The 26,102-nt window shown below is 40.2% G+C and carries 24 protein-coding genes; 16 read left to right on the top strand and 8 right to left on the bottom strand.

What is annotated here, in order from left to right; all coding sequences use genetic code 11:
* Window positions 1–32: 32 nt before the first annotated feature.
* A complete protein-coding gene (gene pyrF, locus ACWQ4X_RS11825; protein ID WP_457903768.1) occupies window positions 33–713 on the top strand; it encodes an orotidine-5'-phosphate decarboxylase in 681 nt (226 codons plus the stop codon).
* Between the two features lie 135 nt (window positions 714–848).
* Window positions 849–1,001: a hypothetical protein gene (locus ACWQ4X_RS11820; RefSeq protein ID WP_457903767.1), complete on the top strand. Its 153-nt coding sequence runs from the start codon at window positions 849–851 to the stop codon at window positions 999–1,001.
* A gap of 74 nt (window positions 1,002–1,075) precedes the next feature.
* Here the strand turns inward: ACWQ4X_RS11820 and ACWQ4X_RS11815 are convergent, their stop codons facing one another.
* Window positions 1,076–1,984, bottom strand: coding sequence for a lysine exporter LysO family protein (locus ACWQ4X_RS11815; RefSeq protein WP_457903796.1), 909 nt, complete (start codon window positions 1,982–1,984; stop codon window positions 1,076–1,078).
* A gap of 207 nt (window positions 1,985–2,191) precedes the next feature.
* On the opposite strand from ACWQ4X_RS11815, the gene ACWQ4X_RS11810 reads away from it, so the two are divergent.
* From ACWQ4X_RS11810 to ACWQ4X_RS11800, 3 genes are all read left to right on the top strand, one after another.
* Window positions 2,192–3,199 (top strand): AraC family transcriptional regulator ligand-binding domain-containing protein, encoded by a 1,008-nt coding sequence (locus ACWQ4X_RS11810; RefSeq protein WP_457903766.1) that lies wholly within the window; start codon window positions 2,192–2,194, stop codon window positions 3,197–3,199.
* Between the two features lie 81 nt (window positions 3,200–3,280).
* On the top strand, window positions 3,281–4,429 hold the full coding sequence (zapE, locus tag ACWQ4X_RS11805; protein WP_142768914.1) for a cell division protein ZapE: 1,149 nt from the start codon (window positions 3,281–3,283) through the stop codon (window positions 4,427–4,429).
* Window positions 4,430–4,791: 362 nt separating this feature from the next.
* Entirely contained in the window at window positions 4,792–6,957 is a 2,166-nt protein-coding gene (locus ACWQ4X_RS11800; protein WP_457903765.1) for a malate synthase G, read from the top strand.
* A gap of 185 nt (window positions 6,958–7,142) precedes the next feature.
* Here the strand turns inward: ACWQ4X_RS11800 and ACWQ4X_RS11795 are convergent, their stop codons facing one another.
* Window positions 7,143–7,607, bottom strand: coding sequence for a MarR family winged helix-turn-helix transcriptional regulator (locus ACWQ4X_RS11795; protein ID WP_142768912.1), 465 nt, complete (start codon window positions 7,605–7,607; stop codon window positions 7,143–7,145).
* A 756-nt stretch (window positions 7,608–8,363) separates the two neighbouring features.
* On the opposite strand from ACWQ4X_RS11795, the gene ACWQ4X_RS11790 reads away from it, so the two are divergent.
* Window positions 8,364–9,896 (top strand): TerC family protein, encoded by a 1,533-nt coding sequence (locus ACWQ4X_RS11790; protein ID WP_457903764.1) that lies wholly within the window; start codon window positions 8,364–8,366, stop codon window positions 9,894–9,896.
* Between the two features lie 94 nt (window positions 9,897–9,990).
* Here the strand turns inward: ACWQ4X_RS11790 and ACWQ4X_RS11785 are convergent, their stop codons facing one another.
* Window positions 9,991–10,854: an alpha/beta hydrolase family protein gene (locus tag ACWQ4X_RS11785; protein WP_457903763.1), complete on the bottom strand. Its 864-nt coding sequence runs from the start codon at window positions 10,852–10,854 to the stop codon at window positions 9,991–9,993.
* Window positions 10,855–10,970: 116 nt separating this feature from the next.
* Between ACWQ4X_RS11785 and ACWQ4X_RS11780 the strand changes: the two genes are divergently transcribed.
* Window positions 10,971–11,426 carry a hypothetical protein gene (locus tag ACWQ4X_RS11780; RefSeq protein WP_457903762.1) on the top strand — a complete coding sequence of 152 codons (456 nt, stop codon included), beginning with the start codon at window positions 10,971–10,973 and terminating at the stop codon, window positions 11,424–11,426.
* A 46-nt stretch (window positions 11,427–11,472) separates the two neighbouring features.
* Here the strand turns inward: ACWQ4X_RS11780 and ACWQ4X_RS11775 are convergent, their stop codons facing one another.
* On the bottom strand, window positions 11,473–11,715 hold the full coding sequence (locus tag ACWQ4X_RS11775; RefSeq protein WP_457903761.1) for a hypothetical protein: 243 nt from the start codon (window positions 11,713–11,715) through the stop codon (window positions 11,473–11,475).
* Between the two features lie 484 nt (window positions 11,716–12,199).
* Window positions 12,200–13,492 (bottom strand): branched-chain amino acid transport system II carrier protein, encoded by a 1,293-nt coding sequence (gene brnQ / locus ACWQ4X_RS11770; protein WP_457903760.1) that lies wholly within the window; start codon window positions 13,490–13,492, stop codon window positions 12,200–12,202.
* Window positions 13,493–13,820: 328 nt separating this feature from the next.
* On the opposite strand from brnQ, the gene map reads away from it, so the two are divergent.
* Window positions 13,821–14,618 carry a type I methionyl aminopeptidase gene (gene map / locus ACWQ4X_RS11765; RefSeq protein WP_457903759.1) on the top strand — a complete coding sequence of 266 codons (798 nt, stop codon included), beginning with the start codon at window positions 13,821–13,823 and terminating at the stop codon, window positions 14,616–14,618.
* 261 nt (window positions 14,619–14,879) lie between these two features.
* Here map and ACWQ4X_RS11760 read toward each other — a convergent pair whose 3' ends face one another.
* Window positions 14,880–15,779, bottom strand: coding sequence for a LysR family transcriptional regulator (locus ACWQ4X_RS11760; protein WP_457903758.1), 900 nt, complete (start codon window positions 15,777–15,779; stop codon window positions 14,880–14,882).
* Window positions 15,780–15,916: 137 nt separating this feature from the next.
* Between ACWQ4X_RS11760 and ACWQ4X_RS11755 the strand changes: the two genes are divergently transcribed.
* A complete protein-coding gene (locus ACWQ4X_RS11755; RefSeq protein ID WP_457903757.1) occupies window positions 15,917–16,237 on the top strand; it encodes a hypothetical protein in 321 nt (106 codons plus the stop codon).
* Window positions 16,238–16,283: 46 nt separating this feature from the next.
* Here the strand turns inward: ACWQ4X_RS11755 and glnG are convergent, their stop codons facing one another.
* The gene (glnG, locus tag ACWQ4X_RS11750; protein WP_457903756.1) at window positions 16,284–17,759 is read right to left on the bottom strand and encodes a nitrogen regulation protein NR(I); all 1,476 of its coding nucleotides are present in this window, start codon (window positions 17,757–17,759) and stop codon (window positions 16,284–16,286) included.
* On the bottom strand, window positions 17,746–18,855 hold the full coding sequence (gene glnL / locus ACWQ4X_RS11745) for a nitrogen regulation protein NR(II) (RefSeq protein WP_457903755.1): 1,110 nt from the start codon (window positions 18,853–18,855) through the stop codon (window positions 17,746–17,748). Before glnL ends, glnG begins: the two co-directional genes overlap by 14 nt.
* Window positions 18,856–19,206: 351 nt before the next feature.
* Here glnL and rimO point away from each other — a divergent pair, with 351 nt between their 5' ends.
* From rimO to rseP, 7 genes are all read left to right on the top strand, one after another.
* On the top strand, window positions 19,207–20,550 hold the full coding sequence (gene rimO / locus ACWQ4X_RS11740) for a 30S ribosomal protein S12 methylthiotransferase RimO (protein ID WP_457903754.1): 1,344 nt from the start codon (window positions 19,207–19,209) through the stop codon (window positions 20,548–20,550).
* A gap of 49 nt (window positions 20,551–20,599) precedes the next feature.
* On the top strand, window positions 20,600–21,328 hold the full coding sequence (gene pyrH / locus ACWQ4X_RS11735) for a UMP kinase (RefSeq protein WP_100242445.1): 729 nt from the start codon (window positions 20,600–20,602) through the stop codon (window positions 21,326–21,328).
* Window positions 21,329–21,407: 79 nt separating this feature from the next.
* Complete coding sequence (gene frr, locus ACWQ4X_RS11730) at window positions 21,408–21,962, top strand: ribosome recycling factor (RefSeq protein WP_142768903.1); 555 nt, start codon at window positions 21,408–21,410, stop codon at window positions 21,960–21,962.
* 5 nt (window positions 21,963–21,967) lie between these two features.
* Entirely contained in the window at window positions 21,968–22,720 is a 753-nt protein-coding gene (uppS, locus tag ACWQ4X_RS11725; RefSeq protein WP_457903753.1) for a polyprenyl diphosphate synthase, read from the top strand.
* 3 nt (window positions 22,721–22,723) lie between these two features.
* A complete protein-coding gene (locus ACWQ4X_RS11720) occupies window positions 22,724–23,548 on the top strand; it encodes a phosphatidate cytidylyltransferase (protein WP_142768901.1) in 825 nt (274 codons plus the stop codon).
* Window positions 23,549–24,745, top strand: a complete 1,197-nt coding sequence (gene ispC, locus ACWQ4X_RS11715) for a 1-deoxy-D-xylulose-5-phosphate reductoisomerase (protein ID WP_457903752.1) — start codon at window positions 23,549–23,551, stop codon at window positions 24,743–24,745.
* A 1-nt stretch (window position 24,746) separates the two neighbouring features.
* Window positions 24,747–26,102: an RIP metalloprotease RseP gene (gene rseP, locus ACWQ4X_RS11710; RefSeq protein WP_457903751.1), complete on the top strand. Its 1,356-nt coding sequence runs from the start codon at window positions 24,747–24,749 to the stop codon at window positions 26,100–26,102.

Below are 26,102 nucleotides of genomic sequence, written 5' to 3'. Positions count from 1 at the left end.
CTTTCTTTTTGTCTGACTAAAGGTAAATTCTCTTGAGTATCATTGTTGCATTAGATGCTAAAAGCCAAATTGATGCGTTGAACATTGCAGAGCAGTTAGATCCTGCATTATGTCGAGTAAAAGTTGGTAAAGAGTTATTTACCCATGAAGGTCCAGCTGTTGTTAAAGCTTTGCATGCAGAAGGCTTTGACGTTTTCTTGGATTTGAAATTTCATGACATTCCAAATACCACGGCTCAAGCAGTTTGCGCAGCAGCTGATTTAGGCGTATGGATGGTGAACGTGCATGCATCAGGTGGTCGTAAAATGATGGAAACCTGTGTAGAGCGTTTAAAAGCAGGCAATTATGCAACACAATTGATCGCTGTGACTGTTTTAACCTCAATGGGTCGCGAAGACTTGCGTGATATTGGTTTAGATATCGAACCATTCGAGCAAGTAAAACGTTTGGCACAGTTAACGCAAGCGTCAGGTTTGGATGGTGTAGTGTGTTCTGCACAAGAAGCCAAGATGCTGCGTGATTTATTGGGACAGGATTTTGCGTTGGTAACCCCTGGCATTCGTCCTGAAGGTGCAAATGCAGATGATCAAAAACGTATTGTGACACCAAAACAAGCGATGTTAGATGGCTCTACACACCTGGTTATTGGGCGCCCAATCACGAAATCTGACAATCCACGCCAAACGTTAAAAGATATATTGGCTACGCTTTAAGATGATTAATAAATGATTGAAAGCCTTTCGAATGAAGGGCTTTTTTTATGAATTGAATATTAAGAAGGTGGATAGATGATAAATAAAAAATTATTTGAGCTTGATGGGTCGAGTGATGAAGAGTAGGTTGCTGAGTTGCAGAACACTTTAGAGAAAACGCAGCTAATTGAAGAAAAGAAAGAAGAGTCTTCTGCTGATTGGTCATCTGGAATTGATTTGTTGGATATTGGATCAGCTGTCATTGATGCAGTCGTAGATCTAGTTGGTCATATTGATATAGATTTGTAGTATGTCTGGCTCAATTTTATTTATTTCCCTTGGTGTTAACTTATTAACATTAATACCAAGGGGGTGTCTTGCGCTTAAAGTGCGGCAAGAACACTTACAGCGATGGGTGCCAGAATAGAGAGAATAAAACCACTCACCATTGCGTGTGGAATGAAGTCATTGCCACAAGCCTGTTTGACCATAGGTAATGATACATCCATGGCAGTTGCTGCGGCTGAGGCAATCGCAGAGCGGGGGTAACGCCAGCCAATACAATACATCAGAATAATTGCAATAATCTCTCGGAATAAATCATTAATTAACGCAATACTGCCAAGCGCAGGGCTTTTTAGTTCTGAAACTACAATGCCACTCATGGAATAGAACCCGTACCCTTGCGAGAGCATAATCAGGTCTTTGAGTTGAAGATGTTGAAGGAATATGCTGGCAATTAAAGCGCCGATAATTGAACCGATAATGCACCCAATTGGAACGAGCAGGATTTTCAAGTTTAACCAAGAACGATCTAAGGGGCTAAAGGCAAGATCAAGCCCAATTAGGAACATAAATGCGAGTAACAGATACCAAGTGTTCACTTGGATGGGTAAGCCATAGTTTTCGAATAATTTTGCAAGTACGAAACCGACGGCTAGGGCTAAGCATGCATAGGAAATACTGATAAAAGATTTGAGTAAAAGGTCGAGCGAAATTTTACCTGAAGTGGGTTGAATCCCAATGAATTTATACAGTGCGAAACAGCATAAAAATGAACCAATAGTCGTCAGGAAAGCCAGTGTGGTTGCGCTGGTTAAAATCTCCGAAGAACCATGAATATCTTGTAATGCATGGGTGAATTCCATGCTAATGCCAATCAAGAGTAAGTAGGAAAAATAAGGTAAAACTTTAAAGCAAAACTGGACTAAGTAAATCGGTAGTTTTTTTGCGAATAGATAGCCTGCTGCGAGGCAAAGCAGGAGTTGTGAAATCAGGATCAGGGCTTGCATGGTAAGAATATTAATTTGCAGTTGCAGCATCATAACTTAACTGTGCCATCGTTGCAGCGACTTGTGCGTCAGATTGCATTTTTTGTTATGGAGAGATTAACTAGATTGGATACATATTTTTATACGATTGTAGTTTGATAGATTCGGCAATTTTCAAATGCACTAAATTGGGTTAAAAAATGGATTCACACCAATATTGTCACAAATATGAAAAGATCCATTCTCAGTCTTATGTATTTAATACAAGCGATGCGTAAAGCTGGGATTGATGTTGATCAGCAGTTACAAGGGATTGGCTTGCGTGTCGATGCGTTGGACCCTACCGCAATAATTCATCCGCGATTAGAACGTGATGTTTTAAAAGTATTGTCCGAGCAAGTTTCCACTGAACAGGGTTTATATATTGGGCAGCATTATGCTTTGGCAGGATATGGTCCATTGTTGATGTTGTTGGTCACGAGCGACACGATTCGAACTGCTTTAGAACGAGTGATTGCATATCAGCCCTTAACCCATTTAACAGCAAAACTTAGTCTTAAATTTCAAAATCATAAGGTCGCGTTGTGTTATCAGGCGGATGATCTGGTAGATGAATTAAATATGTTTCGTGCGCAATCAGAATTGGCAGGGACTTATAAATTTATTCAAGAGCTGTATAAAAAGATGGGGCTGAGTGTGCCTCAGCTTAAGGTAGAGTTACCATTTGATCCACCTGAAGATCCTGACATTCTCGCAATGTATCAGGCCTACTATGGTTCGGATATTACGTTTTCACAACCTTATGCAGCGTTTTGGTTTGATGAGGCTGTACTGGATATTCATATTCCATCGGCAGATCAAATGACGTTTCGAATTTATGATTATAAGTGTCAGGCTGAAATGAAACGTTTGGCACAGCAATCTACTGTACCCGATTTGGTTGAGCGTGTTCAGGATTATCTGGATTTACAGCAGGGTGCAATACCAACCATGGCAGAAACAGCACAAGCCTTGCATATTCCTGAGCGTACATTGAGGCATCAGTTACAACAGTTAAATAGCAGTTATAAGCAGATTAGAGAGCAGTTGATTAAAGAGAAGGCGTTGAGATTGATTGAATATCAGGAGTACACCATTGAAATGATTGCTGAATTATTGGGTTATTCTGAACCAGCGGCATTTAACCATGCTTTTAAACGCTGGTTTGGACGTAGTCCTCGGCAATATTCCAAGTAGTACGGATACTCATGCCAAAGTTTTATTTATTGTTCCCTAATTTTCGTTATACTTTCGTCAGACCAAAATAGTAATCAAGATATGTCGGATTTAAATCTTCACAGCACTGCCTTTGCACCTTTATCACCAGCTGAACGTTATGCGCAAGCCTTGGCTTCTGGGCAATTTATGCCTGATGAAGCGCAAGCACAAGCTGTGCATGAGTTAGATCGTGTCTGGCAGGAACTGATTCAGCGCTACAAGGCATCGAAAAAAGCATTTCGTCGCTTTCGTCGTCAGACTTCTCCGCAGGGCGTCTATATGTGGGGTGGTGTTGGTCGCGGTAAAACATGGTTGATGGACCAATTTTATGACTCGATTCCATTCCGTCGTAAAACACGTATGCATTTCCATCACTTCATGCAATATGTGCATCGTGAGCTGAATAAATTGTCTGGTCAGCGTAATCCTTTGGATGCTGTTGCGGACCAAATTTATAAAGAGTCGGTGATTATCTGTTTTGATGAGTTCTTTGTGACCAATGTTACCGATGCAATGATTCTGAGTGATTTATTCCAGAAATTGTTTAGCCGTGGTGTAACGCTAGTTGCGACATCAAACATTGCTCCAGATGGTTTATATAAGAATGGTATTCACCGTGACCGTTTTATTCCAACCATTGAGATGGTGAAGAAAAACTGCGTCATTTTGAATGTGGATGCAGGTGTGGATTACCGTTTGCGTGTATTAAAGCAGGCACAATTGTTTAAGCATCCTTTAACGCATGATCATAAAGTTTGGATTGCTCAGCGTTTTACGGCATTGACTCAAACACAGCATCAGTCACAAGAGCCGATTGTCATTAACAGTCGTTTGGTAGAAACCATTGGTCATACTGAAGATGTATTGTGGTGTGAGTTTTCTGAGTTGTGTTTAAAACCACGTAGCCCAGCTGACTTCATTGAAATTGCGAATATCTATAATACGGTTTTGGTGAGTAATGTTCCGCATTTGACGGATTATCTCTCTGAAGGAACGCGTCGATTTATATATTTGGTTGATGAGTTTTATGACCGCGGAGTCAAATTATTGCTGACTTCGGAAGATACGATCATTGATATTTATCAAGGTGAAAAGTTGGCATTTGAAATTGAACGTACGCGTTCACGCTTACTGGAAATGCAATCTGATGATTATTTGCATTCTGAACACCGACTGATTGAGAAATCTGCCAAAGATTTTAACGAATAAGCAAAGAAACGCCATTAAATGGCGTTTTTTTATAGGCGAAAGTATTGTATGTTAAATCAACATTTTTGCTTGTATATGGAAAATGCGTCAGATCAAACAAGAAATGAAAATAAGTAATTGGGATGAGTTTGATAGATGTTCTGAACTTAAGTCTAATTTCGACATTTCTAAAACTTAATAAACTGTAAATAGAGTATTCATGGAAGTAATAATACAAACTAATCAGCATTTTATTTGATGATGTCAATATTTATTTTCAAGAAAATGCTTACTATTTAGGAATGTGATATTACTATTCAGCAAAGTATAAATCGGTATACTAGAATCTCTTGTTATAAAAAGTAGCAATATCAGGAAAGACAATGACTGTACGTATTCAAAAAGGTAAGTTAGCGATTGCTAAAGAACTTTACGATTTCATCGAGAATGAAGCTTTACCAGGTTCTGGTTTGGACAGCGAAACATACTGGAAAAACTTTGAGCAAGTCGTTGTCGATCTTAGCCCAAAAAATAAAGCGCTTTTGGCAAAGCGTGAAGATCTTCAGGCTAAAATTGATGAATGGCACCGCAACAACACATTTGAATTAGAAGCTTACAAAGCTTTCCTAAAAGAAATTGGCTACTTGGTACCAGAAGTAGAAGATTTCCAGATCAGCACAGAAAATGTTGATGAAGAAATTGCATTATTGGCAGGACCACAATTGGTTGTACCAGTACGTAATGCACGTTATTGCTTAAATGCTGCAAACGCACGTTGGGGTTCACTCTACGATGCACTTTACGGTTTTGATGTGATCTCTGAAGAAGGTGGCGCAGAAAAAGGTAAAGGCTACAACCCTGTACGTGGCGACAAGGTAATTGCATTTGCTAAGAATTTCTTAGATGAAACTTTCCCACTTGCACAAGGTTCGCATGCTGATGCAACACGTTATGCAGTGGAAAATAACAAATTGGTTGTAACCCTTAAAGATGGTTCTACAACAGGTTTAGCTCATGAAGCACAATTTGTTGGCTTTAATGGCGAAGAAACTAATCCATCCGAAGTTGTTCTATTGAACAATGGTTTGCATGCTATTATTGAAGTTGATGCAAACAGCCCAGTGGGTAAAACCGATGCTGCTGGTGTTAAGGACTTGGTACTTGAAGCAGCAATCACCACGATTCAGGATTTAGAAGATTCTGTTGCGGCAGTTGATGCAGAAGAGAAAGTTGAAGGCTACCGTAACTGGTTAGGCTTAATGAAAGGTGATTTGCAAGAGTCTATCGAGAAAAATGGTAAAACCGTTACTCGCACATTGAACAAAGACCGTACCATTAAGAACCTAATTGGTGGTACTACGACATTGCATGGTCGTTCACTGATGCTTCTTCGTAACGTGGGTCATTTAATGACGAACCCTGCGGTACTTGTAGATGGCGAAGAAATTTTTGAAGGCATCATGGATGCATTGGTAACACCATTGCTTACCATTGCTGATATTCGTGGTCAAAACGAGAATAAAAACTCTCGTAAAGGTTCGATGTACATCGTTAAGCCGAAGATGCATGGTCCAGAAGAAGTTGCATTTGCAGTTGAGCTTTTTGAGCGTGCAGAACAAGCGCTTGGTCTACCTGCGAAGTCTGTAAAAATCGGGATTATGGATGAAGAGCGTCGTACATCTGTAAACTTGAAGAACTGTATTGCTGCTGCTAAAGACCGCACAATCTTTATTAACACGGGCTTTATGGACCGAACTGGTGATGAAATCCATACTTCTATGGAAGCTGCACCAGTTGTTCGTAAAGAAGCTGTTAAAACTCAAAAATGGATTGCTGCTTATGAAAACCGTAACGTTGCAATTGGTTTAGAATGTGGTTTGCAAGGTAAGGCGCAAATTGGTAAAGGTATGTGGCCGAAGCCAGACAGCATGAAAGACATGTTGGCGACTAAAGCCGCTCATCCAAATGCGGGTGCATCATGTGCTTGGGTGCCATCTCCAACAGGTGCTGCACTACATGCAATGCATTACCATCAAGTGAATGTGAAAACGCGTCAAGATCAGTTGAAAACTGAAGAAATGCTTTCATTAGACGATTTGTTAACACCTCCTTTTGCTCCAGATACAAACTGGTCAGCTGAAGAAATTAACAATGAGCTTGAAAATAACTGTCAAGGGATCTTGGGTTATGTGGTTCGTTGGGTAGATTTAGGTGTTGGTTGTTCGAAAGTTCCAGATATCAATAACGTCGGTTTAATGGAAGACCGTGCAACATTGCGTATTTCTTCTCAACACGTTGCGAACTGGTTGCGTCACGGTATTGTAACGCGTGACCAAGTTGAAGAAGTATTGAAGCGTATGGCGAAGATTGTTGACGGTCAAAATGCTGATGATCCATTGTATACACCAATGGCAGCAGACTTTGATAACAACATCGCTTTCCAAGCAGCTTCTGATCTTATTTTCAAAGGTGGTGTACAGCCTTCAGGTTATACAGAGCCATTGTTGCATGCTGCGCGTTTAAAATTAAAAGGTTACACTGGCGACTAAGTTAGCTGCCTTTGTTAAAAAAGCCTCCTTATGGAGGCTTTTTTATTTGCAAACTTGTATGAGAATTTTGAGTAAGAATCTGCAAATGGAAATTAAAAGTTGAGATTGAAAAGTAGATAGTATTTAGATACTGAAATAAAAACAGGTCTTTCGGTATGAAAGACCTGTTTTGTAAAGCATAAATATTATCGATTTAAGTTGTTGAAAATATGTTTCAAGCTATCCATCATTTTTTCAATTTGAAGAGGAGTTAGCCCTTCAAAAGATTGTTCTAGGACTGCGCTGGTTAAATCATTAATCTTGTGCGCCATTTCATGTCCTTTCTCTGTGAGAATTACACGGGTAATGCGTGCATCATCTTCACATGAATAGGTGTCGACTAAACCTTCGTCTTTAAGGCGATATACAATTTTAGTGGTTGTCGACATTTTGGAAACCACCATATCTGAAAGATCAGATACGCTCGCATTGGGTTTGGATTTTAAGGCAAGTAAGATGCGACGACGAGAATTATCCAAGCCATACTTTTTGAGGACTTGATCGACCTTTTGTACGTGCTGCGAATAAACCTGTGTCACCCAGAAAAAAGGAAAATTATCTAGGCTGAAGTCATCTGTCGTAGGTAAAAATTTCGCATACTTTTTAGTCATATGTGATTCCCGTCATTTATTTTTATATTGCTTAATTTTATGAGAATTATCTCATGATAAGCAATATAACTGTGATGAAATAGTCAATTAGAAATCAACAAGATGTGTATTTCTATTTAAATTTGACTAAATCGTGTTCCTTTAAGTGCGAATTTAAAATTGCAATACGCACTGCTATGAGTTAAGTCATTCTTTTTGTGTGGATTAAGCTGATACGCAATTGCTCTATACTGCTTGTAGCATCAGGATCTTACACAAGAATTCGGTTGGGATAGGCAATTCAATTTACTTGATTTGTTTAAAAAACGACCTGCAAATCCGTTCGGGTGTACATTTTAGTGAAAAAAAATCATTTGAAAACTCTCTTTATTAACTAGGCGATACCGATACGTCTCACATCTAAAATAAAAATTGACAGATGAATTATTTAAATATTTTTATATAACAATGTCTTATTGTAATGAGATCCCTATTAAAAATAATCAAAAATGATTTATGACTGCTCGGTTTTCTTGTTTTGTTAAAATCAATCTGCTCAATGTAGTTAAATTGTATCTGAAGATCATATTTTAATCTTTTCTCAAAATCAAATGTAAATTTCTGATTTTGTAAAAAAATTAAAAAAAGTAATTACAAAACGGGGAGAGTGTGCATAATAAAACAATCTATTGTTGAAAAGAGGTTATACATGGATCCGTCGCCGTGCAGGTCTAGTTTATTGAAATCAAGCCTTGATTTAATCGAGGTGAATAAATAATGGAATTCTTATTAGATCCTGGAATTTGGGTTGGTTTACTTACCCTAATTGTATTAGAAATTGTTTTAGGTATTGATAACCTAGTATTTATTGCTATTTTGGCAGATAAACTTCCACCAGAACAACGTGATAAAGCACGTGTTATTGGTCTTTCTCTTGCATTAATTATGCGTTTAGGACTATTGTCCGTAATCTCTTGGTTGGTTACTTTGACCAAACCACTGATCCAAATTGCCGATTTATCCTTCTCGGGGCGTGATTTGATTCTGCTCTTTGGTGGACTGTTCCTTGTGTATAAGGCTGTCACTGAATTGCATGAGAAAATGGAAGGCAAGCCAGAGATTAAATCCACTTCATCTGTTGTATATGCGGGCTTCTGGGCTGTTGTAGCGCAGATTATTGTATTGGATGCAGTTTTCTCACTAGATTCTGTTATTACTGCAATTGGTATGGTGGACAATATTTATGTGATGATGGCTGCGGTGACCATCGCAGTTATTGTGATGTTATTTGCATCTAAGCCATTAACCAGTTTTGTAAACCGTCATCCTACAGTGGTAATTCTGTGTTTAAGCTTCCTGTTATTAATCGGGATTAGCTTGATTGCTGAAGGTTTTGGATTCCATATTCCGAAAGGGTATATCTATTCGGGTATTGGTGTGGCCATCTTGATTGAAGCATTTAATCAGTACTCAAAACGTAATGTAGCGAAACATGAATCTAAGATTCCTTTGCGTCATCGTACTGCGGATTCCATCTTAAAACTCATGGGTGGTAAAGTGGAGTCATCGCAATTGGGTGCTGAGCAAATTGAAGCACATGAGGCATTTGCCGACGAAGAACGCTATATGATTGGTGGTGTTCTGACATTGGCAGAGCGTTCGGTTGCATCGATTATGACGCCGCGCAATCAAATCTCTTGGATTGATTTAAACGATACGCCTGAAAAAATCCGTGAGCAGGTACTTGCAGTGCCACATAGTCTATTTCCAGTCTGCCGCGGTAGCTTGGACAAGGTGATTAGTGTGGTACGTGCCAAAGAATTATTAGATGTGCTTGATGATGGTGAAGAAGCACTCAAGGCATTAATTAAGCGTCAACGTCCAATTTTCATTTTTGAGAAGATGAAAGTTATTGATGCGATTAATACCTTAAGAACGTCTAAGGGTTCATTGGTTCTTGTGACAGATGAATTTTCCAATGTGAAAGGCTTAATTTCACCTCTCGATGTTTTTGAAGCGATTGCGGGTGAATTCCCAGACGCAGATGAACAGTTAGATCTGGTTAAAATTAACGATGAAACTTGGAAAGCTTCTGGCATGCTAGATTTGTATCAGTTAGAACTAGAGCTGGGTATGCTGGATTTAGTGGAAGATGATGCAGGTTATATGAGTGTTGCGGGTTTGCTTTTAGATAAAACCCAAGGCGATGTTCAAGTCGGTACGAAGTTAGACTATCAAGGTGTCCACTTCGAAGTGACGGAACTAGAAGATAATCGCATTAAATATGTCACGATTATGTATCGCCATTAATTAAGTTTGTTAAAAAAGCCCGAAGTTCGGGCTTTTTTATTGAATAAAAAGTCCATCAAGCCAGATTGGAGTGTTGCACAGCTTGATGGAAAAACTAGTTACGTAGTTGCTGTTCAATCACATGCCAAAGGTTGCGATGTGATTTTCGGAACATCTGCATGTGTCCGATACTTTTATGTTGAAACTGTTGAGGTTTTAGCTCAATCATGGATGTTTTGGCATTGGGGTAAAGTTTGAGTAGTGCTTGTACATTGGGCTGGGTGGCAATTTCATCATCTGATGCCCAAATTGCTGTAATGGGGCAAGTGATTTGATCGTGATAATTCGGTAGTCGTTCCTTTTTAACAGCATGCATGACATAGCCCTGTGTCCCACAAAACTCAGCCCATTGTTTGGCAACTTTTTTAGGCAGGTTTTCCCCCATACCAATCATTTTGGTAGCACCAAATCCTTTTAGCTTACTGGAGATTGGGAAGAGTAAGTGGAACATGATTGGGGCGAGGAATTTAGTCTTACCTTTTAAGCCACGTATATGCCCTGTGGAGCCCGATACAGCAATCACTTTGGCAACCTTGGGGTAGTTTGGGGAAATGCCAAGTAGCTGCCCACCTGCACTATGACCCAGAAGAATGACTTGAGACGCTTTAGTTTGGTCTAATAGACAATCGATTGCAGCGGTAATATCGAGTTGTCCCCAATCGACAATACTGGCTTCAGATTGGTGCAATGGACCATGCAATGAAGCACCAATGCCCCTAAAATCAAAGCTCATGACGCTATAGCCTATGCTACTCAGCCACTCGGCGTAGGAGTGATAAAATTCCTTAACAATACCTGTGGCGGGACAGATTAAGATGGGTACGGTTTTGTCGGAATTCACTTGGCTTGGGTAAAGCTTTGCACTTAATTTATAACCATCCGCGCAATGTATGTATAAGGATTTAACTTGAGTATCCATGAGTGAAGTTTCAATTACTATTTCACAATACTTTAGCTAAGTTCTAAAAAGAAACTTGTAAAAAATATGACTTATAAGTCAGATAAGCGTAGAAAATTGTTAAATAGGGCTGTTGAATGGTTTTGTATTTTTCTGTTGCTGTGAAGCTGGCGATTATTTTTAGTGGCTTGTTTTTATGGGTGGGTATGTTTACAGGAGTTTGGAAATACTGGCAGATCAGGAAATCGCTACAAGCACGAGCGCATTATTATGTGGATATTGCGCATCGAAGTAGCTTGTTATATGCACCTGCAAGTTTAATTTTAGCAGTCTTGGCTGCATTTTCAGTCTGGTCAGCGTTGTGGAATTTGGTCTTTGTTTTACTGAACTTATTCTTTTTTAGTGCTTCAATTTTAAGTTATGTTCTGCATGGCTTTTTTAGAGATACGAATAATCAATTTAAAGAGCCACATCGGCTAGGAAAGCGAATTTTGCCAAAAAGTGTGATGACCTTTTGTATGTGCTTATTGGTGTTGAGTGAGTTATTTGCGACAGGAATGTTGATCTTGGGAACAGGGCTATATCTTTTTTAATAATTATAATTTGGTTTTGAAGATGGATGAATAATCATCCATCAGTTTAATCGATGGTCTTGGATTTCTTTTGGGCACGGACTTTCTGGTCTATGGCGGCCCAGCCATAAAAGGCGGCAGAAACAAAAAGCGCGTAGGCAAAATATTCGGCTTTTAGATGTCCTTGAATTAATCCATGAAATAGCAAAGTAAGCATCAAGGCCACGGTGGTGCTTAAATAGGTGACCATGTTTTTATTTGCCTTCAGAGCGTTAATGAAGACTTGCTTATTGAAATGTAATGATAACATCTCCATCCCTCCTATGAATTTGACTAAAACCTAAGTGTTTTAGTCGGATTGGTTAGTAATGTTGTACTTCGAATTTAGGGGTATTTCAATAGCTAATACCTTTATTTTGTCGAAAAACTATTACTTATATAAAAAAATATATGGGAAATTGTTTATTTTATGAATGGTTCATATTTTTTTTGGTAATACTTGTTAGCACATTTGTCGGGATGCAAATGTTGAAAATATGAACTTCATCGCCTAACACCTAGCCTAATTCGATCTACGAAAAAACTTAATAGTGCTTAAGTCGAATAAAGCAAAAAGCAGACCAAATTATGGGAAATTCAAACGAGAGCTGTTGGAAGAGAGACACATGCAGGGCATGTTATTGCATGTCTGCGAAAAGTAAACAATAAAGGTAGATTTGGGTAAAATCGACATTTATTGGTCACATATAAAATCTAATTTGGGTAAAATTGGATTTTAATTACAAATCGAAAGATTATTTTCTAAATTTGTCGCAGATCATTGCAATAACTAAGACCAACAAAGATGGAATTAACCATGCAAGGTTTTGTTCATTTAAAGGTAAATGTTGAACAAATTCTGGTAAAAAAGCATTCAATTCTGCTGCTTTAAGACCTTCTAAAATACCAAAAAGAAAAGATACTGCTGTGACTGGTGCAATAATGGCTGGTGGATTTTTCCAGAATTTTGCAAAGAAGCTCAACATAATTACCACAATTGCGGGCGGATAGATCGCACACAATACAGGGACAGAAACTGCAATCAGTTTAGTCAAACCTAAGTTGGAGATCAGTAGCGAAAAGCCAATCAAAACAAAGACTAAAATTTTATATGGAATTTTAGTTAATTCTGAGAAGTATTCTGCGCAAGCACAAGTCAGACCAATTGCAGTTACCATGCAGGCAAGGAAAATCATACCAGTGAGGAAGATTGAACCTAGATCTCCGAATGCATGTTGTACATAAGCATGCAAAATAATCGCACCATTGGCTGCATTTGGAGCAACTTCGTGGCTTCCAAGACCGAGTTTAAACAGACTGAGATAAACCAGTGTTAAGCCGACACCTGAAATTAGACCTGCAATCACAGCGTACTTGGTCACTAACTTTTTGTCGGTTACACCACGTGAATGGATGGCATGAATAATCACAATACCGAAAACCAGTGCGCCGAGCGTATCCATGGTGAGATAGCCATTCACAAAGCCTTCAGAAACAGGGCTGGCGACATAATTATTAATTGCAGGAGGGATGTAACCTGCTGGGATTAAAAATGCAGCAATACCGAGCACAGCAAGAGAAATGATCTTAATTGGTGCAAGGAAATGTCCAACCGTATCCAAGAGTTTGTTTGGATAGAGTGAAATGAGCGTCACAATAGCAAAATAGATAACACTATAAATAAACAGGCTATTTGCTGAAGTGCCAAAATAAGATGAGAAGCCGATCTCATAAGAAACTGTTGCAGTACGTGGCGTAGCAAAGAGGGGTCCTACAGCCAAATAACAGACAACGGTTAAGATTAAGCTTGCTACTTTACCGAGTGGAGAACTCAAGAGTTGAATTGAGCCTTCAACGCGTGAAAGGGCAATAATCGTGATTACAGGTAGACCCACGGCAGTAACAAGGAAGCCTGCAGCTGCAAGCCATACGTGTTCACCGGCTTGTTGGGCAACAATTGGTGGAAAGATAATATTGCCTGCTCCAATGAACAGAGCAAAGGTCATAAAACCCAAGGCAATAATATCTCGAGTACGAAGATTCGTCATATCAGGAGATGCATTGACTAAAAACAGGCGATTCTAGTAGAAAAATAAGGACTTGGGAAAATTTTTTATATGTAATATGAATTTTTTTTATACAATTTTTTCTGTGTTTTATTTAATGGTCGAATTATATTGCTGAAAATGGATGAAAAAATGCTAAACAGTATGTTTAGAGATTTGTAAAAAAAATCATCGTGTATTGGGCTAATCGTTTAGATGTTTTGCCTTCAGCTTGTCTGAAGATTGAAGTGCTTAGGCTGAGTGGGTGCGTTAAGCAACATTTTTAAATGAAAAGGATTATAATGCCTGCATCATTTAAGAGGGTGAGGATATGCTGGCTTCTTCAGTAGTGATTAAAACTGAGCAAGATATTGAAAAACTACGTGTGTCTGGGCGTTTGGCTGCACAAGTTTTGGCAATGATTGGCGAGCATGTTAAGCCTGGTGTAAGTACAGAATATCTAGATGATATTTGCCATGATTATATTGTGAATACCTTAAATGTGACTCCTGCCAATATTGGTTATTATGGCTATACCAAAACCACCTGTATTTCTCCGAATGAAGTGGTTTGTCACGGAATTCCATCTGCAACCCGTATTTTAGAAGATGGGGACATTATTAATATTGATGTTGCGATCATTAAGGATGGTTATTTTGGTGATACCAGCCGAATGTACTATGTGGGGAGTGTGAAGCCAGAAGCCAAAAAGCTGGTAGATACAACCTATGAAGCTATGCTCGCGGGTATTCAAGCGGTGAAGCCTGATGCTACATTAGGTGATATTGGTTTTGCGATACAGTCTGTCGCGCAGCGTGAAGGCTTTAGTATTGTAAAAGATTACTGCGGACACGGCATCGGTAAAGTTTACCATGAACAACCTAGCGTTTTGCACTACGGTCAACCTGGTCAGGGCTTGAAGCTCAAGAAAGGCATGGTGTTTACCATTGAGCCGATGGTGAATATTGGTCGTGGTTCGGTGAAAGAGTTAAGAGATGGTTGGACTGTTGTGACCGTGGATAAGTCACTTTCTGCGCAATGGGAACACATGATTGCAGTAACCGAGACTGGCTTTGAACTGTTAACCCCATGGCCAGAAGGAACAGGTGATTATCCTGAAATCAAATGACGGCTGAATGAAAGTTGAATTTAGACTTAAGTCTAATTTTTTGACTTTAATTGTTTATTTACAGCTAATTTCTATCGTGATTAGAATGAAGGCAAATATTTTCTGGGTCGAGTGAATATTGGTCAGAAGAATTAATCGTTTTTTTATATTTGATGAAATTTTGTGCAATTTATATAATGCACTCCAAGATTCTAGCTGTAGTTTCTTATTTTGATTTTCAAGCTTATCCTCCTCGGATAAGCTTTTTTTTTTGAGTGTTTTTTATTTGTGGCTGAGGTGTTCCACTAAATAGTCGATGAATACCCGCACTGCAGGAAGTTGTCCGCGACGTGATGGATAGACAGCATGGAATATCCCGTGCGGTGCTTTCCAGTCAGGTAAGACGCGAACCAATTCACCTGTTTTGATGTAATCTTGCGCAATTGAATCGGGTAATAAAGCGATACCGCAGTTCTGTCGCGCCAGTTGCGCCAGCATCATTAAATCGGAACCCATAACTACAGGATTGACTTTAATTTTCTTTTGATGATTTTGGTTTTCGTGCACAATAATCTGTTGATCAAGATGTTCATCCACCATGCTGAGGATATGGTGCTTTGCTAGGTCTTCAGGTTGCTTCAGTTCACCAAATTCATTTAGATAGGCTTGGCTGGCAAATAAGTGTTGTTCAATCAGTTCAAATTTTCTTAAGATCAGGCTCGGATCATCATCAAGATTGGAGCGAACACGCAAAGCGATATCAATGCCTTCATTAATGACATCGACACGTCGGTTACTGACCAAAAGCTGTACTTTAATTTCTGGATATTTTTTTAAAAAGCCGGGCAAAACTTTAGTGATTTCATTTTGGGCAATCGAAACAGGGAGGCTGACTTTAATGACACCGCGGGGTTCAACACTTAAATGGTCGACTAAGTCATGTGCTGCTTGTGCGGCATTCATCATGACTTGTGCGTGACGATAGACGTTCATGCCAATTTCTGTGACTGCAAAATGGCGTGAACTTCGCTGAATCAGTCGCACGCCCAGACGTTCTTCTAAATTGTAAACGCGACGACTCAGTTTGGATTTGGGGATGTCAGTCGCTCGTTCTGCGGCACTAAAACCACCGTGTTCCACCACTAAAGCAAAGCAATAAAAATCATCTAAATCAGATAACATTTATAATTCCATTTATGCAACGATTTTTAAAATTTAGAGTTAATGTTGCATATTGTCAATTTTAAAACGTAGGTATTTCATGTAAATTTTCGATGGAATCCTTTAGACTGCAAACAAGAGAATACAGTTGAAAAAAGATGTACCAACAAATCATTGAAATAGATTCAGAAGACAGTAATATCTGCTGTCCAATTTGTCAGCATGCTGTTGTGGATTGGTCGGAAGAGCAATATATTCAGCCTTGTGAACATACGTTGTTTATTGCAATGGATTTAGGTTTTGAATTTGTGTCAGACCGTTTTGAACAGAAAATGTCGCGTTCAGTCGATGAAATTCATGACGATGAAACTGCAAATGTCTATGCTGAAATCATGAAGGTCGATTTTGAGCAAGCCATTTTGGTGCGTTCAGAATTAGGTGTGGAAAATATGTATCGCTATACAGGTTTTGCAGTCTAATTAAATAAAAACAGCTCCATGAAAGGAGCTGTTTTTATATGCAGGTTTAGCCTTCAATTTCTTCTTCAATATCGTCGTCAGCGGTTTCCATGCCAAGTTCTTTCAACTTGCGAGTTAGGGTGTTACGCCCCCAACCTAAAAGTTCAGCGGCATGACGTTTACGACCACGCGTTTGTTGTAGTGCGGCATTAATCAATGTACGTTCAAACATTGGTGTCGCAATATCCAGAATCTTCATTTCGCCGTTTTTGAGCTTTTGAATTGCCCATTGACCCAGTAATTCATCCCAATGATGTAGCGAGATACGGTCGAAATTGGAAGTGGTAGTTTGTTCTGATGATTTCTCAATCGGAATCTGTTTTAGTTCAGAAGGCAGGTCTTCAGGATAAACCTCACGACCTGTAATCATCACCGTAAGCCATCGGCATGTATTTTCCAATTGGCGAACATTACCTTGCCAAGGCAATTGCTGCATGTATTCTTGTGTTTCAGGGCGCAAGATTTTTGGGCTAACCCCGAGTTCTTTGCCTGCACGCGCCAAGAAATGCTGCGCGAGCATAGGAATATCTTCGCTACGATGCGCAAGTTTTGGAATGTGAATACGGATCACGTTGAGACGGTGATACAAGTCTTCACGGAAGCGACCTTCATTTACCAGCTTTTCTAAATCTTGGTGCGTTGCTGCAACAATGCGGACATCGACTTTGACTGGAATGTGACCACCAACGCGATAGAACTCACCATCCGCCAAGACACGTAATAAGCGAGTTTGTGTTTCAAACGGCATGTCCCCAATTTCATCAAGGAACAGTGTACCGCCGTTGGCTTGTTCGAAACGTCCTTGACGTTGCGTATTGGCGCCCGTAAATGCACCTTTTTCATGGCCAAATAATTCGGTCTCGATCAAGTCTTTTGGAATGGCTGCCATGTTCAAGGCAATAAATGGTTTGCTGCTACGCGGCGAATGGCGATGTAAAGCATGCGCAACCAATTCTTTACCCGTACCAGATTCACCATTAATCAGAACAGTAATGTGGGACTGAGAAAGGCGACCAATCGCACGGAAGACTTCCTGCATGGCAGGTGATTCACCAATAATCTCTGTCGATTGAATTGGAGAAGCTGTTTTTGCTGATTCTTGTTGTTGCAGCTTGGTAATATGTAGGATGGCACGATTGACCAACGCCAATGCTTCATCAATGTCAAATGGTTTTGGTAGATATTCAAAAGCACCAGTTTGATAGCTTGACACTGCGGATTCTAAATCAGAGTGCGCTGTCATAATAATGACAGGGAGGTCTGGGTAGTTGCTTTTGACTTTGGCTAAGAAGGTTAATCCATCGATACCCGGCATGCGGATGTCCGTCAGAATGACATCAGGCGCATCGCTAGCAAGCTGATCTAAAGCAGATTGTGCTTCTTCAAAGCTGGTAACATCAAAACCTTCTTCTTTAAATGTTTTTTCAAGCACCCATCGCATGGCGCGATCGTCATCAATTACCCATATTTTATTTCGCGACATGGTTAGACTCCCAAGGTAAATATAAGCTAAATACTGTTTTTCCCGGAACAGATTGGCACTCAATCATTCCGTTATGTTGATGCATAATGTTTTGTGCAATACTCAGACCGAGTCCTGTGCCTTTGGCACGCCCAGTCACAAGTGGATAGAACACGGATTCCAAGATCTCTTCAGGAACGCCTGGTCCATTGTCCTCAATATCAACGCGAACTGCAGAGCGATTCAGCACACCATTAATGGTGACCAAGCGCTGAATGCGAGTTCTTAAAACCAGTTCAGGTTGATGTTCGGTGAAGAAATCTTTATTTTCCATCATCGCTTGAACGGCATTGACGCTGATGTTCAGCATGACCTGAATCAGCTGATCGCGATCAGCATTTACGTCAGGTAATGAAAGATCATAATCACGTGTGATCTTGATTTTCTTTTTGGTTTGATTGGCAATCAGTGAGCGGACGCGTTCTAGAGGTTCGTGAACATTGACGGGTTCATAGCTTGGTAATTGACGTGAACCGAGCATGGTGTCGGCTAGATTACGCAGACGATCGACTTCACTAATAATAATGTCAGTGAATTCTGAATATTCTGGGTTGTTTAAACAACGTGCTAAAAGTTGCGTTGCGCCGCGAATCCCGCCTAAAGGGTTCTTAATTTCGTGAGCAACCCCGCGAATGAGCTGGCGTGCAACCTGATGCTGCTGAATAAGGTTTTCTTCTTTGGAAATTTTCAGCATCCGATCAATCGGATTCAGCTCAATTAACAGTAAAGGGTGATAAGGTTTACCAGCATTCAGTTGCGATACGGTGTAATCCACATGAATGTCTTTAAAGTTGACATTGATGGTGGCTTCACGACGTGTATAAGGTTGACCCGTAGCTAAAGTGTTAAATAATGCTTCTTGTGTATTGAATTCATCGTTAGGCATATGCAGCAAATTGAGGACGGGTTGTCCATTTGCTCGCAATAAACTCATATCAAACAATGACTCGCATGATGAGTTTAAATAAAAAATATTAAGTTTACTGTCGACAAGCAAAATCGCGGTGGTCAAATTGTCCACCAAAACGCGGTAGTCGATAGTATGTGGCTGATCCATTAGCGAGGGTATCCTGTGTTAAAATGGCGCAATGGCATCTTCAAAAAGCAATTAATAGTCCAATATTGGAACGCAATTGATGCAAATTAAGCAAAATGCACGCCAACTTTAAATCCGGCGTGTCAAAGTTGAGCCTTTATTAAGAAAATGCGCTGAAATTGGACTTTATTAAAATTGTAAGCCGAAGATTATGGGTAGATAACTTTTAAAATGTATCAAAATGGTGCAAATGTAAATATATAAAGCAAACAATGGATTAATTTTGGTGCATTACAGAAAGAGTAGGCTTTCCACCTATTTTTATGAATAGAAAAGTCTTACAATACGCGGATTCTAGTGGAGCGCAGATTCATGAAGTCCCCCAAAGTCGGTTTTGTTTCTTTAGGTTGTCCTAAGGCATTGGTAGATTCTGAACGAATTTTAACTCAGTTAAAGACTGAAGGTTATGATGTGGCATCAGATTATGATGGTGCCGATTTGGTTGTTGTTAATACCTGTGGTTTTATTGAATCTGCAGTACAAGAATCATTGGATGCGATTGGCGAAGCTATGAGCGCCAATGGTAAAGTTATTGTGACAGGTTGTTTAGGTAAAGACGAAGATAGAATTCGTGAAATGCACCCAAATGTCCTTAAAGTCACAGGTGCGGCAGCCTATCAGGATGTCATGGAAGCGGTACATGAATATGTGCCTGCGCCACCAAAGCACAATCCATTTATTGATTTGGTACCAGAGCAAGGCATTCGCCTAACCCCGAAACATTATGCTTATTTAAAAATATCGGAAGGATGTAACCATCGTTGTACCTTCTGTATTATTCCAAGCATGCGTGGTGATTTAGTCTCACGTCCAGTTGGTTCAGTTCTGGATGAAGCGGCTGCATTAAAACGTGCAGGCGTAAAAGAAGTATTGGTGATTTCTCAAGATACTTCGGCTTATGGTGTGGATACCAAATACAAGCTGGATTTCTGGAACGGTCAGCCTGTTAAAACCAAATTTTATGACATGTGTGAAGCCTTAGGTCAACTCGGGATCTGGGTGCGTTTGCACTATGTTTATCCGTATCCGCACGTAGATGCTGTTATCGATTTAATGGCACAAGGTAAAATTTTACCGTATTTAGATATTCCTTTTCAGCATGCCAGTCCGCGCATCTTAAAATTGATGAAGCGACCAGCCCATAGTGAAAACACTTTAGAGCGTCTTAAGTTATGGCGTGAGAAGTGCCCTGAATTGGTGATTCGCTCAACATTTGTGGTTGGTTTCCCTGGTGAAACTGAAGAAGATTTCCAAATGTTGCTAGATTGGTTGAAAGAAGCGCAGCTAGATCGAGTAGGCTGCTTTACGTATTCACCAGTTGAGGGTGCTACGGCAAATGATTTACCTGATCATGTGCCTGAAGAAATTAAGCAAGAGCGTTATGAGCGTTTTATGGAAGTTCAGCAAGAAATTTCTGCTGCGAAACTTCAAAAACGTATTGGTCAAGTCATGACAGTATTGGTTGATGATCTTGAAGAAGAGTTCCCAGTTGCAGTTGCACGTTCTTATGCGGATGCGCCTGAAATTGATGGCAACGTCTTTGTGGAAGATATCGACAAGAGTCTGATTAAAGCTGGTGATCTGCTTGAAGTTGAAATTACTGATGCAGATGAATACGACTTGTTTGCAAAGTTGATTCGAGTGAAATCGGCTTAAGTAAATCCATATATAGAAAAATAGAAATTAAGTTAATTTGGAGTTTGGAATGTCAGATTCAAAGAATCCACGCTATTCACGCATCTTGCTAAAACTTTCGGGTGAAGCGCTTGCGGGCAATAAAGACATGGGTATCGATGCACAAGTACTTGATCAAATGTCACTGTCAATTGCACATTTGGTTGGTTTGGGTGTGCAGGTTGGTATTGTTGTTGGTGGTGGTAACTTATACCGTGGTAGCCAGTTACAAAAAGATGGTTTGGTTGGTCGTGTAACGGGTGATCAAATGGGTATGTTGGCAACGGTGATGAACGGTTTAGCCATGCGCGATGCATTGGTTCGTCGTAACATTAAAACGCGTTTAATGTCAGCATTGCCAATTGGTACTGTGGTGGAATCTTATTCTAGCCGTGATGCAATTCGTCACCTGACTCAAGGTGAAGTGTGCGTATTCGTTGCGGGTACAGGCAATCCATTCTTTACGACTGATACTGCTGCTTGCTTGCGTGGTATTGAAATTGAAGCGAGCCTCATCTTGAAAGCAACGAAAGTTGATGGTGTTTATAACAAAGACCCAAGCAAATTTGATGATGCAGTTAAATATGATCACTTAACATTCGACCAAGTGTTGGATGAGAAATTGGGTGTGATGGATTTAACTGCAATTTGCTTGTGCCGTGACCATAATGTTCCGCTTCAAGTATTTGATATGAACAAGTCTGGCGCGTTGCTTTCTGTGGTTATGGGTGAAAAAGAAGGGACTCACGTTACGAATTAATGTACGTGAGCCTGAAAGCTCTTTATACTACTCGCTATTTTAGTAATTACATCTTTAAGAATTAAGTAAGGAAGATCATATGATTAACGATCTTAAAAAAGACGCAGAAGACCGTATGAACAAGTCGCTTGACTCGTTGGAACATGGTTTTGCAAAGGTTCGTACTGGACGAGCGCATCCATCCATTCTGAACGGTGTAATGGTTCCTTACTATGGCTCTGATGTTCCTTTAAATCAGGTGGCTAACGTTGGTGTAGAAGATTCTCGTACACTTTTAGTTCAGCCGTTTGAGCGTTCAATGGTTGCGGCAATTGATAAAGCGATTCGTGAATCAGATTTGGGTCTTAATCCAATTACTGCAGATGCGATTCGTGTACCAATGGCAGCTTTGACTGAAGAAACACGTCGTGACATGCAGAAAGTTGCACGTAACGAAGCTGAAAACGCAAAAGTTGCTATTCGTAACATTCGTCGTGATGTATTGGGTGATCTCAAAGCATTGTTGAAAGAAAAAGAAATTTCTGAAGATGATGAGCGCCGTGCAGGTGATGATATTCAAAAAATCACAGACAAATACGTTGCTGAAGTTGAAAAGCGTTTAGCTGCTAAAGAAGCTGAATTAATGAAGGTCTAAGATTAATGACCACATCTGAAGACGCTACACATCTTCCAAAACATGTTGCCATCATTATGGATGGCAACAATCGTTTTGCCAAAAAAATGCAAATGCAAAAGGGTGCGGGACACCGTGAGGGTAAAAATGTCCTTGATCCAATTGTTGAGCATTGTCGAAAAAGAAATATTCAAGCCTTAACCGTTTTTGCATTTTCAAGTGAAAACTGGAATAGACCTCAGTTTGAGGTGGATTTGCTGATGAATTTGTTGAAAGAAACAATTCATGAGCAAATCCCGCGCATGGAAAGATTTGAAATTGCTTTGCGATTTATTGGTGATCGTTCTCGCTTGTCTCCGCATTTACGTGAGTTGATGTTGCATGCCGAGCAAAGGACTGCTAAGTTCACTCAAATGACTTTAACCATCGCAGTAAGTTATGGTGGTATGTGGGACATGGCGCAAGCAGCTCAGCAAATTGCTCAAGAAGTAAAAGCTGGCAAGCTTGAAGTTGAACAGATTAATGCTGAGCTTATGGGGCAGCATATTAGTTTGTCTGATTTGCCTGCTGTAGATTTGCTGATTCGCACAGGTGGAGATTATCGACTGTCGAATTTCTTGCTTTGGCAAGCAGCTTATGCAGAGTTGTATTTTACTGAAACTTTATGGCCTGAATTTGGTGTGCAAGAATTTGATTATGCACTTGAAGTCTTCGCAGGGCGTGAGCGTCGTTTCGGTAAAACATCTGAGCAAATTCAACAAGATAAATTTGAGAATTAATAAATGTTAGAGCGGATTATTACCGCATTGGTATTGGTGGCAGTTGTACTGAGCTGTATGTTTGCCACTCAATCACAGTATCCGATGTTGATTCTGATGATTGTTGCCGCTGGGGTTGCTGGTTATGAGTGGTTTAAGCTCATGCCTAGAAAAACAAATCAAATCATCAAGCCTTTTGCATGGTGCTACGGTCTAGTGACTGCGGCATTAGCAACTTTGGCATTATATTTTAAAGACATTGCACTATTGTTGTGGTGTGCTTCTATTTTATCTTGGTTAGTCAGTGTTTATTGGGTGAAAAATTACCCAGAATATGATGGCTGGTATAACAATAGCCTTTATTTCTTGGGTTTTGTACTGGTTGCTGCAGCCGTTACCGCTATTTTTGCGCTATGGTTTAGTTCGCCATGGTGGTTAATGTACCTGTTCTTGCTGGTTTGGGGTGCAGATAGTGGTGCTTATTTTGTTGGGCGTAAGTTTGGTAAGAAGAAGCTTGCACCCGATGTTAGTCCGAATAAATCTGTAGAGGGTTTGTACGGTGGGATTTTAACTTCAATGATTATTGTGATTGCGGTTGAAATTCTGTATCTGGATTTAACCTTAGCACAACATATTTTGTTTTTGATTCTCTCTATAGTCACGGTGTTTAGTTCGGTACTTGGGGACTTGTTTGAGTCAATGATCAAACGTCGTGCTGGAATTAAAGATTCTGGTCGCATCTTACCTGGGCATGGTGGGGTTCTAGATCGTATCGATTCATTATTAGCTGCAGCGCCAATTTTTGCTGCAGGTATGTATGTGTTAAAACTTATTGGCGTAGATTTGTAAATGTCACAAGCTGTTTGTATCTTGGGTGTAACGGGTTCTATTGGTCAGAGTACCTTAAAAATACTGCAACAGCATCCTGAAGACTATTCTGTCTTTGCGATTACGGCATTTAGTCGAATTCAGGAGCTGGTACACATCTGTAAGCAGTTCCGACCTAAAGTTGTGGTGATTCCATCTGAAAAAGAACAGGAATTGCGGCAACTTTTTTTACAGGAAGATCTTCAAGAGATTGAAATCTTGTTTGATGAGGCTGGCTTAGAGGCTGTAGCTTGTCATCCTGAAGTTGATGTGGTGATGGCGGCGATCGTTGGGGCAGCGGGTCTATTGCCGACCTTGGCAGCAGTTAAAGCAGGCAAACGAGTGTTGCTTGCCAATAAAGAAGCACTGGTAATGTCTGGTGACTTGATGATGCAAGCAGCGCGCGATCATCAAGCTTTATTGTTGCCAGTCGACTCGGAACACAATGCGATTTTTCAGTGTTTACCTGAACAATATTTAAATGCAGAGCGTAATGGGCAGCCAAAACTGGGTGTGTCGCGTATTCTGCTTACCGCGTCAGGTGGTCCATTTCTTCATCATTCCTTAGATCAGTTGCATGGTGTTACGCCAGCACAAGCCTGTAAGCATCCGAATTGGTCTATGGGGCAAAAAATCTCGGTGGATTCAGCGACTTTAATGAATAAAGGCCTTGAACTCATCGAAGCGTGTCATCTCTTTGCAATTTCAGAACATTTTGTAACAATTGTGGTTCATCCACAGAGTATTATTCACTCCATGGTGCAATACGTTGATGGTTCAACGTTGGCGCAAATGGGGAATCCAGATATGTGTACTCCAATTGCGCATGCTTTGGCTTGGCCAAAACGTATTGATACTCATGTTCCAGCTTTGGATTTATTTGTAAATCATCGTCTTGATTTTCAGGAGCCAGATACTACTCGTTTTCCTGCATTGAGTTTGGCGCGCCAATCGATGCAAGCGGGTGGTTTGGCGCCTGCAATTTTAAATGCAGCCAATGAAGTTGCCGTGGCATCTTTCTTGCAAAAGCAGATTCGTTTTACAGATATACCCGTAGTGGTTGAACATACATTGAATCAGGTTGAAAATGGTTCTGCGGATTCAATTGATTTAATCTTACAAGTCGATTCAACTGCTAGATCAATTGCTCAGCAGTTTGTAAGCAGTAAAGGAAGCTAACATGAATGCCTTGTTTATTATTGTTGCGGCAATTTTATTGCTCGGGCCGCTCATTGCAATTCATGAGTTCGGACACTATTTTGTTGCACGTAAACTCGGCGTTAAAGTTTTAGTTTATTCAATTGGCTTTGGTCCAACTGTATTAAAGTGGACATCTAAAAAGTCAGGTATTCAATATCAATTGTCTGCTTTGCCTTTGGGTGGCTATGTCAAAATGTTGGATGAACGTGAAGGTAATGTTGCAGAAGCTGATTTACCTTATGCCTTTAACCGTCAGCATCCATGGAAACGTATTGCAATTGTAGCTGCTGGCCCATTAATTAATCTTATTTTTGCAGTTTTGTTGTTTTGGGTATTGTTTCTACCTGCGCAAGAACAGTTAAACACACGTGTCGGTAAAGTTTTGCTGAACACGCCAGCTGCAACCGCACAAATGCAAGTTGGCGATAAGATTACAGCTGTTGATGGTGCGAAGACGACGACTTGGGAACAACTTAATTTTGCTCTGGTTGATCGTGCGGGTGAGACGGGTGTGATTCATATCGATGCTAATCGAAATGGACAACTCCAGTCTTTTGAATTGCCAATTAAAAACTTCTTGAAAGATCAAAATCAATCGCCTTTAGATAGTCTGGGTTTTATCCCTTTTCGTCCATATATTCCCGCAACAGTCATGAAATTAAGTGATGATGGTGCGGCAATTCGTCAGGGCATGAAAGAGGGTGACCGCATTGTCGCGATTGATGGCGTGAAGATGAAAGACTGGTTTGATGTGGTTGAGGTGGTGCAAGCATCGCCCGAGAAACTACTTAAAATTGATGTCTTGCGTCAAAATCAGCTGGTGCATTTGGAAGTCATGCCGCAAGGCAAGCGAGATAACATGGGTAATGTGTCTGGCGTGCTTGGAGTGCAAAATAACCCAGGCAAGGTGGTTATTCCTGAAGAATACAAACAAACCATTCAATATGGTCCTGTAGAAGCTTTTGGTAAAGCGTTAGATAAGACAGGGCAAATTAGCACCATGATCCTGAATTCTATGGTAAAAATGGTGCGTGGTTTAATTGGATTGGAAAACCTATCAGGTCCGATCACGATTGCCAAAGTTGCTGGTCAAAGCGCTGAAATGGGATGGCAAACTTTCATTTCATTCATGGCGTTGATGAGTGTAAGTTTGGGGATATTAAACTTGTTGCCGATTCCAATGCTGGATGGCGGACATTTAGTGTACTACTTTATTGAATTGATTCGTGGTAAACCTGTTTCTGAACAAATACAATTGGTTGGTTTAAAAATTGGTATGGTACTGCTGGGTAGCATGATGCTCCTCGCATTATTTAATGACTTTATGCGTTTATAA

The sequence above is a fragment of the Acinetobacter sp. NigerLNRRAM0016 genome, from assembly GCF_054112845.1.
The sequence above is the reverse complement of the archived record's forward strand: the minus strand, read 5'-3'. Positions and strand labels throughout refer to the sequence as shown.